This is a genomic window from Castellaniella sp. UC4447_H14, from assembly GCF_052978285.1.
In genome coordinates this window covers 2,569,027-2,581,753 of record NZ_CM129666.1, presented here as the reverse complement: position 1 = coordinate 2,581,753, position 12,727 = coordinate 2,569,027, and the positions used below count along the sequence as shown (strand labels likewise).

The following is a 12,727-nucleotide window of genomic DNA, read 5'->3' as shown; positions in this document are numbered from 1 at the left end:
TCAGATCGGTTCTGGCTTAGGCGCGCCTGTTCCGGGAGTAATCACAACCTCGGCGATCCGCATCGCCGCCCACAGCACGGCCAGCGACACCAGGAAGAACATCACGCCGTTGTTGCGGCCAAGGATGACCTGGGTCAGCGCGTAGGTCACGAACGACGCCGGCAGGGCCGCCCCGCAACAGGCTAGAACACGGACTCGAAGATCGGGCGATCGCAGGCGGCGCGCAAAGAACCAGAAGCTCGCCGCCAGCAGCGCGACGATCGCCACCAGCCCCAGCGTGCCCTGATGCAGCCAGATCTCGATGAAATTATTGTGCGTGTTGGACAGCGTAGCCACGAACGGATCCACACGCCCCGCCGCGATCAGATCGCGCAGATGGGCGTCGTACGCCGGGTGTCCCCAGCCCAGGAACGGCCGCTGCGGAATGCTCATGAACGCGGCCTTCCACGCCTCCAGCCTGGGACCGACGGTGTTGTTGGCGACCTCTCCCTGGCCGCTGTACTCCTGCCACTCAGTGAACGCCCCGATGTAGCGGCCATCGGCAAATTTGCCGGCCGGCATCATGACGAGGACAATCGACAGCCCGACCAGAACGACGGCGCCGCCCGTGAGCAACGGCCCCAAATGGCGCCGGCGCAGCAGCGCGATGGCCGCCAGCACGGCCAGGAAAGGGATCGCGAGCAGGCTGCCCCGTGTCGCCGACGCAATCACGGCGTACCCGCCCGCCAATCCCGACAGCAGGAACACGACCGCCCAGGCCTTACGCCCGCGAATGGCCGCCCAGGCGGCCGCCATCAGGCACCAGAATCCCATGGTGAGCGCAATGTCGCTGAAGGGGATGGCGCTGGTGACGAAACCGCTGGCACGATTGAATTCCTGATAATTGATCTGCCACCAGGCGATGGCCGCCGCTCCGATCGTCCCGGGAACCAGCGACGCCACAATCCAGCTCAGGCGCAACGACACGCGACGCAGGCCATAGACGATGGGAATGGCCAGCAGATAACGGCTGCCCTGGTCCAGATATTTGCTTTCGTCTCCATGCCAGATGACGGCTGCGGCATTGACGACGAAGACGGCGAGCAGCAGCCAGCACAGCGCGCGATCTTCGCGGGACCAGGGGGCTGTCACGTCGGTGGCCGCTCCGCGCGGCGCACGATGGTCCGCGATCCACACCGCCAGCCCGCCCACAAACAGCAAGGCCGCCCCCACGGAATAACCGGAGAACACGGTCAGCATCAGCAGATAGAACAGTGCCGCGCTGGCGGACATCCAGATGGACAGCCATGCAGGCGGTGAAGCGGGAGCGGCGGGCATGGAACGGGCAGCAAACTGAGAAGGCGGAATTGTAACCGGTGAATGGGCATGCCCGCACGCCGAAATCAGATCGCCACGCTCACGCCCACCCACACACCATGCTGGCGCTGTTGGGTGCCGTATTGGCCTGTATAGGCGAGCCTGGCCTGGGCATGCCGGGTGATGGGCGCCCGGACGCCGATGTCCAACCGCAAGGTATGGCGGGTCAGCGGGTGGCCGGCCGCATCGAACCGCCGATCGGGATCGGCATGGTAGATCTGCGGGCTATGCAGGCTGCGGCCTCCCCAGTGGCTTTGCATCCCCGCATCCACGGCCAGGACGGCCGGTCCGTGCGTGGTCGGCCATTGGCGCTGGAACCGTACCCCCAGATGACTGACCCAGCGCTGATCGGTCTGGGAGGCGAGCGAAACGACTGCGAGACTCCCCGATTCCTGCACACCGGGACGATGCAGCCGCAGCCAGGCCAGACGCGCGTAAGGCGTGATTCCCCAGTCCTGCACGGGCAGCGGCCGATCCGGACGCAGATCGACCCACGTCTGGGTCAACTGCGCGTGGGCACGGCTGCGCAGATCCGCCTCAAAGGGATCGGCCTGCCGGGTCAGCCGTGCATGATGCCAGCCATGCGCGGCACCGGCCGTCAGGCGCAGGCCGCGCCACGCATGGCTGGAGCCCAGGCCGATGTGGGTGGCGGTATCTCCGAGGCTGTAGCGGGCGGCTGACGGATCGTATTGGCTCGAAAGATCAGTGGTCTGAATGCCGGCAAAGGCGGACAGGAACCAGCCAGACGACGGACCGATCGGGCGGCTGATCCCGATCTGCAACCCGGCGATGTCCCGGTCGTCGCGCGGCAATCCATCCACCGCCGGACGCTCGGCATTCACCGCCCAGGTCTGCGCCCAAGCGCGGCCGCTGGCGGCATGCGCCAGCGCCGATTCGCGGGGAAACCGGCTATCTTCGATCAAGGCGCTGCGCCAGGCGCCATCGACGGTATTGAGACCGAGCGGGTTGAACTGCAGTCCGAGCAACACGCGGGTGGGCTCGTACGTCAGCACAGGATCCAGGTAACGGAGCGTGCTGGCGGCGCTGGCAAAGCCGCTCCCAGAAGGTTCAAGCCCGCCCTCGGCCTGTGCGATGACCCAGCGGGTCTGCGGGGTCCAGGCACCGGGCGTGGGTTCGACGCGCAACGCCCCGTCCAGCCGCATGGTGCCCCAGGTCTGCAGCGCGTCGGAGCTGCCGGCGGCATCGATCCGGATCCGGGTCTGCGCCGTCGGGGTCAGGGCCAGACCTTGATCGAAGAACAGCGTCCCCACCGCATCGGGGCTACCCGGCTGCAAACGACCGGCGACCCGTGCCTCGTGGATGTAGCCCTGTCCGGACAACACGGTGTTCGGCTCGGTATGGATGGGGCCGCGCAGCCACAGGCCGTCCACGCGCAGGCCGCCACCCCGCACCATCAGCGGGTCGCCGCTCGCGCTCTGGCTGAATTCCGTGAGCCGCAGGGTCCCCGCACCATCCTTCACGATGGGCGCGGTCGCATCGACATGGCCCGCCAGCGTTGCCTCGCCGGCCGCGACATGCCAGACGACGGGCCCACCGTCCGGCGCCGCCGTGAGCGTCCAGGCGTCGTTCAGCAGCTCTACGGGATCATCACGGCGGACTCGCAGCGACTGCGCGAGCCGCACACCGTCCGCCAGCTCCAGCCGGGTGCCGGCCACCATGGTCAGCGTGTTCGCGTCGGCGCCCAGCGCGCCGTGGCTGTTGACGCCCAGGCTGCCGCGCAGCAACAGCGTGCCGCCCACCCGTTCACTGTCTGCATGCAGGGCCAGGTGGCCGCCTCCCAGCTTGAACAGCGAACGAGTCGCGCCGGGATCAAAGGGATCGACCGGACCGACGACATCACTGTCTATGGATCCGCTCAGAGTGAGCGTGTGTCCCGCGGCCACATCGAGCGCACTATGGTCCGCCAGGATGACGGGGCCTGCCACATGGCGGTTTTCATCGATGACGACTTGCTCACCGCGCAACAGGGTTTCGGACCCATCCAAAAGAAAAGGCGCCGGGGAAGACTCCCGCAGCGCCTGCGTTTCCATCATCGTCGCCCCGCTGGGCGGGGGCAGCCCTACACAAAAACAAGCGAGTGCAGCATGCATCAATTTCATGTTGTCTCCTGTTTGGTCTGTAGACGTCACTGGTTGTGACAAAATGAACCATACGGGAAGACACGGAGCGCAATTCGTGCAAATGATGTCACGATCGTGCGCTGATCGTCGGCCACGCGCCTGAGAAAGTGGGTTAAAGTGCTGCCTTCTCAGAAAGGTGCCCCGCCGGCACCGAACCGGCGGACGGCGAGATCCTGGGGCAGTTCGGCCACACCGCAATGCGGGCACATCGCATCGGCGCCCCAGTATGCCGGCCCCTACAGCGGCGCGATCCGCCCGAATTCCACCTGCACGGATTGCGGCCGGCCGAGGATTTCCAAGAGCAGCGTGACACGGTCCTTGGACACGGATTGCACGAGCGCCTGCAGCCCGCCCAGCGCCGGGTCCAGCAGGCGCACGGCCATGCCGGGCTGGTACGGGCTGATGCGGTCCAGCGACGCGGTCTCGCGCAGTGATTCGGCCCGGTGGATCGAGCGGATCGCCTCGTCGGCCAACGTGGCTGGCTGCTGGCCGAACATGACCAGCCGGCTCACCCCGACGGTGGATCGCACCACGGACAGCGATTGCGTGGCGCGCGTGGGGCGCAGGAACAGGTACCGGGGGAACATGGGCTCGTGGACGACGGCGATGCCCGCCGCCGCTCCGGCAGAGCCTGGGACGCCTCCCGACGGCTCCCGATTCGCGGCAGTCGCAGCGGACATGGACGTCGCCGAGCTGGCTGTCGTCTGCCGCCCCGGCTTCCTCAACATCCGGAACAGCGGCAGGTAGACTTCGAAATCCTGGTGCTCGAGCTGCTCCAGCGCGACGCGCTCCTGGCGAGGTTTGGTGTAGACGACGTACCAGGCGGCGGGCGCCGCTGGTGGCCCCGCTGGTGCCGCCGCCGGGGCTGTCGCTGGGGCCGCTGAGGCCGCCGTTGCCGACGGCACGTGAGTCTGATGACCCGACGAATCTGTGGAAGTCATGGAGAGAAGCCAGGACACTGGACTTTCATTGTAAGGGCCTGGCGCGCGATCCCTAACCTTTCAGTTCGTCGATCCAGTGGCGGGTAGAAACGTCGTGAATCGGGGGAGCCGCGCCGGTTCCAGAGCCATGCTGCGGCGCCATCTGCCCCCCTCGCGGCGCGTCGCCAGGCGCATTAGGAGCAGCATCCACTGCCCCGCCCTGCAGCTCGCCGATGATGCCGCGCGCGAGCACCTTGCCGTATTCCACTCCCCATTGGTCGAAGGGATCGATCCCCCAGATCAACGCCTGTGTGAAGACGCGGTGCTCGTAGAGCGCCAGCAGGGCCCCCAGGGAATAAGGCGACAGGCGCGGGAGCACGATGAGGTGGTTGGCCCGGCCCCCGGGGTGCACGCGGTGGGCGGCCAGCGCATCGGCTTGGGCGGCATCCAGCCCCTCCGCGACGCATTCCGCGCGCGCCTGTTCCAGCGTCTTGCCGCGCATGAGCGCCTCGCGCTGGGCCAGGCAGTTGGCCAGAAGCTGCCGATGATGCGTCGGCCAATGATGATCAGCCTGGCGGCAGACGACGAAATCGACCGGAGCGCCGTCGCTGCCCTGGTGCATCCACTGGAAGAATGTGTGCTGCGCATCGGTGCCCGGCATGCCCCAGACGGCCGGCCCGGTCGGCACCCCGACGGGGCGCCCGCTCAGGTCCACGGATTTCCCCAGGGACTCCATGTCGAGCTGCTGCACGTACGGCACCAGATTCGCCAGCCGCGAATCATACGGGGCGATATTCAACGAACCGTGACCCAGCACGCTGCGGTTGACGATGCCGGCCAGCGCCATGCGCACCGGCGCATTGGCCGATAGCGGCGCCTGAACGAAGTGCTCGTCCATGGCGGCTGCGCCCATGCGCAGCCCGGCGAGGACGTCCGCCCCCACGGACAGCGCGGTGGTCAGGCTCACGGCCGACCACACGGAAAACCGGCCGCCCACCCAGTCCCAGATGCGGAAGATCTGCTCTTCGGGGACGCCCCAGGCCCGCGCCCGCTCCGGCTCGGCGGTGACCGCCACCATGTGCGCCGCCGGATCCAGGCCGGCTGACTGAAGCCACTCGCGGGCGCGGGCGCCGTTCTGCAGCGTCTCGGCGGTCGTGAACGATTTCGAGACCAGCACCACCAGCGTTTCGTGCGGGTTCAGGCCGGACAGCCCGCCCTCGATCGCATGGCCGTCGATGTTGGCGACGAAACGCACCTCGCGCCAGGTGCCGGCGTAGCCAAAGGCCGAGACGGCCAGGCGCACCCCCCAGTCCGAGCCGCCGATGCCGATGTGGACGATATGGCGCCAGCGGCGCTCGGCGTCGGCCTTGCGCACGAACCGGTCCATGCGCTCGCGCTCGGCCACCACCGCCTGAGGGCCCCGCATCGCGCGCAAGGCGGTGTGCCAGGCGGCCCGGTGCTCGGTGGTATTGACGGGCTCGCCCGCAAAGAGCCGCGCACGCTGCTCCGCGAACTGGCGCGCGCCCAGCAACGCCTCGCCCGCAGCCAGCAGCCCGGCCGAATGCCGCTGGCCGCTGGCATCCAGGGTAAGGCCCGGCGCGTCGATCAGGTCCAGGCCATCCGCGCGCGGCGCGCAGGTCTGCGCCGCCAGCACGAAGCGCTTCCATTCAGGGAGATCGACGAGGGCGGGAAAGGTCACAGTGAACGACGCAATGAGGGAATCTCACGGCAGTATATCGACAGCCGAGGCCGTCCGCGAAATCCGCACGGCATCATAGACCACGGCAAGGCTCCTTTCCCGCCACTTCAGAAACAAGGCCGAAGAGCGGGCAGCGTTCCGGGCCGCTAGCAGCGCTCGAAAATCCCCGCCACGCCCATGCCCGTCCCCACGCACATGGTGACCATGCCGTATTGCAGCTGATGCCGGCGCAGGGCGTGGATGGTGGTCGCCGACCGGATCGCGCCGGTGGCGCCTAGGGGGTGCCCCAGCGCAATGGCGCCCCCCATGGGATTGACGACCTCCTCGTTCAGCCCCAGATCGCGGATCACGGCCAGGGACTGCGCGGCGAAGGCTTCGTTCAATTCGATCCAGCCCATCTGGTCCAGCTTCAGTCCTGCCTTGCTCAGCACGGCCGGGATGGCTTCCTTGGGGCCTATGCCCATGATGTCGGGCGGCACGCCGCGCACGGCAAAGGACACGAAGCGGGCCAGCGGCGTGAGGCCATGCGTCTTCAGTGCCCGCTCGGACACCACCAGCAACGCGCCGGCGCCATCCGAAGTCTGCGAGCTGTTGCCGGCCGTGACGCTGCCGTGCGCGGCGAACACCGGCCGCAGGCGCGCCAGGGCCTCCAGGCTGGTATCGGGGCGCGGCCCCTCGTCCAGCGTCACGGTACGATGCGTCTCGCGGATTTCACCCGTCCCCAGGTCCGGGACGCGGCGCACGATGTCCACCGGCAGCATTTCGTCGGTGAATTCACCGGCCTTCTGCGCGGCGAGCGCTCGCTGGTGCGAGCGCAGGGCGAAGGCGTCCTGGTCCTCGCGCGAGACCTTCCAGCGCTGGGCCACCTGTTCCGCAGTCGCGCCCATGCCGTAGGCGATGCCGATGTTTTCGTCCTTCAGATAGATGTCCGGGCTGAAGGACGTGTTCACGCCCATGATGGGCACCATGCTCATGGATTCCGTGCCGCAAGCGAGCAGGACGTCGGCCTCGCCCACGCGGATGCGGTCCGCCGCAATCGAGATCGCCGTCAGGCCGGAGGCGCAGAAGCGGTTGATGGTGCAACCGGCCACGGACGGCGGCAAGCCGGCGAGCAGCACGCCGACGCGTCCCACGTTCAGGCCCTGTGGCCCTTCGGGCATGGCGCACCCCACGATCGCATCTTCGATGGCGGACGGATCCAGGCCCGGAGCCTGCGCGAGCACCCCGCGAATGGTGCGGGCCAGCAGATCGTCGGGACGGGTGTGAGCGTACATGCCGCGCGGCGCCTTGCCGATGGGCGTGCGCTTCGCGGCGACGATATAGGCTTGCTGCAATTCGGTCATCTTGAATCTCCTGATGCTGGAAGCGAATCTCCTGGTCCTGGATGCGCGCGTCCGCGTTTCAGTTGCGGACGGGCTTGCCGGCCTTCAGCACGCTCTCGATCCGCTCCTGGGTCTTGGCATTGGCCAGCAGCGACAGGAAGGCACCCCGCTCCAGGGCGTGCATCCACGCCTCGTCCACCAGGCTGCCAGGATCCACATCCCCGCCGCACAGCACCGTGAAGACCTGTTCCGCCACCTGGAAGTCGTAGTCGCTGATGTAGCCGCCCACCCGCATGTTGACGAGTTGCGCCTTCAGGGTGGCGATGGCGTCGCGCCCGGCCACTGGGAACCGGGGCGCCAGCGGCGGATGCCAGCCCTGGTCGGCCAGGCTGGCCGCTTCGCGCACGGCGACGTAGAGCAGTTCGGACCGGTTCATGACGATGGGGTCGGAATCACGCAAATAGCCCATGTCGCGGGCGTCAAGGGCGGATTTCGACACGCGCGCGGTGGCGATGTTGAACGCGAAGCGCTTGGCATACGCCAGCAGCGGCGCCTCCGGCGCGGATTGCGCCTGGATTTCGGCCGCGCGGCGCGCGCTCCACGTCAGGCCGCCCGCGCCCGGCACCAGCCCGATGCCGGCTTCGACCAGCCCGATATAGGTCTCGAAGTGAGCGACGCGCCGGGCGCAATGCACGGCGAGCTCGCAACCGCCACCCAGGGCCAGGCCGGCGAGGGCCGCCACCACCGGCACCTGGGCATAGCGCAGGCGCAGCATGACGGCTTGCATTTCCCGCTGCATGGCCGCCACGGCCTTGGGGCCGCCCGCCATGAAGGCGGGAAGCATGGCCTTCAGATCCGCCCCCGCTGAAAACGGGTCCTCGAGCTGGCCCACCACCAGGGCGCGGTACTGCCGCTCGGCCACGGTGACGGCGTGGTCCAGGCCATGCACCACGTCCGGGCCCAGCGTATTCATCTTGGTCTTGAAGGACGCGATCAGTACGTCCTGGGGATGCGGCGCCGGCAAGGTCCAGCACAGCAGGCCCGCGTTCTCGAACACCACGCGGGGAACGACGGAGAGGCCTTCGCCCGCCAGGCGCGGCCCGCCGATCTGTCGCTGATAGACCGGCAGCGTGCTGCGCGGCAGGTAGCGATCCTGCGAGGGGCTGAAAGAGCCTTGCGGCGTATGTACCGCGCGCTTGTCCCACACCGGGCCACTGGTGACCCAGGCCGGCAAAAGCGCGTCCGACAGCGTTTTGCCGGCGGCGATGTCGTCCGCGATCCAATGGGCGACAAGCTGCCAGCCGGCGGATTGCCAGATTTCGAATGGTCCCTGCTGGTGGCCAAACCCCCACTTCATGGCCTGATCCAGCTCGCGCGCGCTGTCGGCGATGTGCGCCAGATGCACGGCGCTGTAATGGAAGGTGTCGCGCAGCACGGCCCAGAGGAACCGGGCCTGAGGATGGGCCGAATCATGCAGCGCCTTCAGGCGCTTTCGGGGATCCGGCTCCTTCAGGATGGCCTTGACCTCGTCGGCCGCCTTCTCGGTCGCCGGCACGTAATCCGCCTTCTGGGGGTCCAGGCGCAGAATGGTCTTGCCGACCTTGCGGAAGAAACCCGCCCCGGTCTTCTGGCCCAGGGCGCCTTTGGCGATCAGTGCAGCGAGCATCGGGGGGGTCGCAAAATGCGCGCGGAACGGATCACCCGGAAGCTGCTCCTGCATGGTCCGGATGACGTGCTCCAGCGTGTCGAGCCCGACGACGTCGGCGGTACGGTAGGTGCCCGATTTCGCCCGCCCCAGCCGGGTGCCGGTCAGGTCGTCCACCAGTTCGTACGGCAGACCGAAGGCCTCGGTGTGATGAAAGACGGACAGGATGCCAAAGACGCCGATGCGGTTGCCGATGAAGTTCGGCGTGTCCTTGGCACGCACGACGCCCTTTCCAAGCCTCATGGTCAGGAACGTTTCCAGTTGGTCCAGCAGTTGCGGCTGGGTAGCGGCCGTGGGGATGAGTTCCACCAGCGTCATATAGCGCGGCGGATTGAAGAAATGCACGCCGCAGAAGCGATGACGCAAGGCTTCCGGCAGCGCCTCGGACAAGGCGGTGATGGACAGCCCGGAGGTATTGCTCGCCACAATGGCTTCCGGATTCAGGGCGCCCGCGATGCGGTGATACAGATCGCGCTTCCAGTCCAGCCGCTCGGCAATGGCCTCGATCACCAGATCGCAATCGGCGAGCAGCTCCAGGTCGTCGTCATAGTTGGCCGGCACGATGGAATCGGCCAGATCGGGAAGCCCCAACGGGGCCGGGTTGAGTTTCTTCAGCTGATCCAGCGCCCGATGCACGATGGCGTGGCGGTCGTCGCCGTCTTTCGGCAAGTCGAACAGCACCACGGGCACGCCGGCGTTGATGCAATGGGCGGCGATCTGCGCGCCCATGACCCCTGCACCACACACCGCGACACGGCGGATGAAGGGAGTAGCGGACTGACTGGTTGGCATGATGAAAGTCCCTCGTCTGGAATGTCCCTGGCCGGAGACGCCAGCGGCGCCACTGTCACTTCCTATAATAGGCCGATGGTCCTTCGTTGGCCGATGGTCCTTCGTCGGCCGATGGCCCTGCGTCGGCCGATGGTCCTTCGTTGGTCGATGGCCCTGCATCGCCCGATCAAGCTTCATTATGGCCCGATTACCCCGACTTTACGCCCCGCGCATCCCGCAATTGGTCCAGGCCCGCTTCGCGCGGCCGCTGGCCTTGCCGGACGAGCCCGCGCCGGCCGCCTCGCTGGACCGCATCCGGGACTGGCTTGCCGAGGCCACGCAGCCTGCGTCCGCCAACGCAGCTTCGGGGGTTTCGGGGGTTTCGGGGGTTTCGGGGGTTTCGGGGGTTTCGGGGGTTTCGGGGGTTTCGGGGGTTTCGGGGGTTTCGGGGGTTTCGGGAGCTTCGGGAGCTTCGGGAGCTTCGGGGGCTGCGCCGCTGCTGGCGCTGCACGCATGGGCCATCCTGCCGGATGCCATCACACTGCTCGCGACACCCGGAAACGCACGGATCCTGTCCGACATCATGCAGGCGATGGGCCGGCGACTGGGATCGGGCATGCTGCGGGCACGCGTCTACAACGGCCGCTACCACAACGCGCTGCTGGAACCCGGGCGCTGGGTCCTGCCGGCCATGCTTTGGGTGGAGACGCTGGCGGTGGTGAACGGCTACGTCGGCCACGCGACACAGTGGCCATGGTCGTCGGCGGCGGAACACTCGGGGCTGGCGGGCGGCGCGGGACCCGGCGTCCATGAAGCCCGCGGGTTGGCCGACGGATGGGCCGGCGGATCGGCCGGCGGGAAACCGACCCACGCCGGTCCGCCCGGCGGCAGCCCCGTGATGACGGATCACGCGGACTATTGGCACGTCGGGGATACGCCCTTTTCCCGCCAGGCGGCCTGGCGCCAGCGGCTGACGGCGGGGATCGCCGAGACGCATCGCGCCCAGATCGAGGCGGCGCTCCACGGGCAGTGGGCGCTGGGAGAAAAAATCTTCCTGGCGCACTTGGGCCGGCTGGCGTCCCGGCGCGTGACACCGGCTCCGCGCGGCCGCCCCCGGAAGGGCGATAAGCGCCGACGGTCGGGACAGCCCGGGCAGAAAGAACAGCAAGAACAGTGAGCGCGGTGGACGCGGTGGACGCGGTGGGCGCGGTGGGCGCGGTGAGGGCGGTGAGAACCGCAAGAACCGCGCGCCAAAGCGGCGGTCGAGCATGGCAGCCACCCGCGGTGGCGCGGGTCAATCCGGCGAAGAATCCCGGACCCGGCGCACCTTGCAATACGGGACATCACGCGGACGACGCGAACGACGCGAACGACGCGAACGATAACAGTAGCGCAACCATTCGTCCTCTACCCGCCACAGATCTTCGGGCGGCTCGGGGACCAATCGCGTCAGTATGCCCAGGCGGCCCATCGCCCTCATGTAACTGATCACCGAAACCATGGGATCGCCCTTTTCGACACGCCGCAACGTCGCCTCGGACACGCCGAGGTCCCGACAGAAGTCCTTGGCCTTCAGGCGCTGGTTCACACGCTGCGTTCGAATACAGCGTCCCCAGAAATCGAGCCTGATCTTCGGCACATAGTCTGGCTGCAGCTCGGCCGGTAATCGTCCGCATTCCCGCAGATCATCGACAACGCCGCGGTCCGCCGAATCCAGCAGGTCCTGGAAAATGCGATCGATCCGCGCGAAGGCCGCTCTCTGATCTTTGGCCCTTTTGGACCGCTGCTCCTGCGTCATGCGAGGCAGGACGGGATGGTCCAAAAGCCACCTCTCGCGCTCCTCGGCCACTCGCTTCGCCACCCAGAGCCTGGTCTTGACGTATTCCGCCCGAGCGTAACTGGCCCGCCGGTCCGCCTTTTGGGCCGCGGTCTCCTCAACATCCACGTCAGGAGGGTCCCTTTTTTCCCGCATACAAAACCCATCATAAAAGTTCGCTAAGCCGTTTAAGTCGTCTTCTGTGATCGCTTCTGCGATCTATTTTTATGCGGCACCCGGAGGGGCGTTGACCACTACTCCGACGCGTTGCCTCATCCCGGCAAGCCCGGAACATCCGCCAGGACCGCTGCGGGGATCCGCGCCCGCGAGCCGGAAGGGCGTTCCAAAAATTGGAGCATCAGGTTCGAAGCGAGGGAAATCGGGCTACGAAGTCGAACGCTTGGTGCCGAATCTCTCTGGTCGCCTCCGAGAGGGCGCCCAGTCGCCGAATATTTTTCGGTCGGCCCCTGAGCGGGCCCCTCGTTCTCCCTTCCTGCAAACACGATCGCAAACATTGGTTTATGCACATAATCCATCACGGAAGATTGGTTTTGCGAACTTTTCCGGGACAGGGGTCTCCCCCTCCAGGGAGAGGTTCCTGCCGCTCCGCTCGCCGGCTTTTTCCTGCTGGTTGCGCCGCACCATCGCGGTATCCTCAGCCCCGGCATCGCATCCGATTCCGCCTATAGCTTCCGGCCCACCCGGTTTGAGTCCGTCCGGAGCGGCAACTGCAGCCGCGCGGTCCCGACCCGACCCAGTCCGGATCCCGACCCAGTCCCGAGCCCGATCCCGATCCCGACCCGGTCCCGATCCCGACCACTACACGGCGAGAATACTGGGCCGAGGCCGGAAGGCCAACAGAATCAGGGCGCTTTCATCACACGACGCGCGGGGCGTCTGCCGCTCCCGTGAGCATGCTCGGCCTTCGCATGGAGCCGTGACATGCGGCATTCACGAGCGCGTACGGCTTTCACTTTCATGACGCGTACCTCTTTCG

Annotated in this window: 8 protein-coding genes; 1 reads left to right on the top strand and 7 read right to left on the bottom strand. The window is 67.3% G+C overall.

Annotated features, from left to right (window positions below; translation table 11 throughout):
• The 6 genes from ACVCMJ_RS12470 to ACVCMJ_RS12445 all read right to left on the bottom strand — a co-directional run bounded on the left by ACVCMJ_RS12470 (position 1) and on the right by ACVCMJ_RS12445 (position 9,935).
• On the bottom strand, positions 1-1,317 hold the full coding sequence (locus tag ACVCMJ_RS12470) for an O-antigen ligase family protein (protein ID WP_447081718.1): 1,317 nt from the start codon (positions 1,315-1,317) through the stop codon (positions 1-3).
• Between the two features lie 65 nt (positions 1,318-1,382).
• Entirely contained in the window at positions 1,383-3,476 is a 2,094-nt protein-coding gene (locus tag ACVCMJ_RS12465; protein ID WP_447081717.1) for an autotransporter outer membrane beta-barrel domain-containing protein, read from the bottom strand.
• Positions 3,477-3,733: 257 nt separating this feature from the next.
• On the bottom strand, positions 3,734-4,438 hold the full coding sequence (nusG, locus tag ACVCMJ_RS12460; RefSeq protein ID WP_447081716.1) for a transcription termination/antitermination protein NusG: 705 nt from the start codon (positions 4,436-4,438) through the stop codon (positions 3,734-3,736).
• 52 nt (positions 4,439-4,490) lie between these two features.
• Positions 4,491-6,116, bottom strand: coding sequence for a glucose-6-phosphate isomerase (pgi, locus tag ACVCMJ_RS12455; RefSeq protein ID WP_447081715.1), 1,626 nt, complete (start codon positions 6,114-6,116; stop codon positions 4,491-4,493).
• Positions 6,117-6,262: 146 nt separating this feature from the next.
• Positions 6,263-7,459, bottom strand: a complete 1,197-nt coding sequence (locus ACVCMJ_RS12450) for an acetyl-CoA C-acyltransferase (RefSeq protein ID WP_447081714.1) — start codon at positions 7,457-7,459, stop codon at positions 6,263-6,265.
• Positions 7,460-7,517: 58 nt separating this feature from the next.
• Positions 7,518-9,935, bottom strand: coding sequence for a 3-hydroxyacyl-CoA dehydrogenase/enoyl-CoA hydratase family protein (locus tag ACVCMJ_RS12445; protein WP_447081713.1), 2,418 nt, complete (start codon positions 9,933-9,935; stop codon positions 7,518-7,520).
• 178 nt (positions 9,936-10,113) lie between these two features.
• Between ACVCMJ_RS12445 and ACVCMJ_RS12440 the strand changes: the two genes are divergently transcribed.
• Complete coding sequence (locus tag ACVCMJ_RS12440) at positions 10,114-11,091, top strand: hypothetical protein (RefSeq protein WP_447081712.1); 978 nt, start codon at positions 10,114-10,116, stop codon at positions 11,089-11,091.
• 117 nt (positions 11,092-11,208) lie between these two features.
• Here ACVCMJ_RS12440 and ACVCMJ_RS12435 read toward each other — a convergent pair whose 3' ends face one another.
• Entirely contained in the window at positions 11,209-11,886 is a 678-nt protein-coding gene (locus tag ACVCMJ_RS12435; RefSeq protein ID WP_447081711.1) for a helix-turn-helix domain-containing protein, read from the bottom strand.
• Between the last annotated feature and the right edge of the window lie 841 nt (positions 11,887-12,727).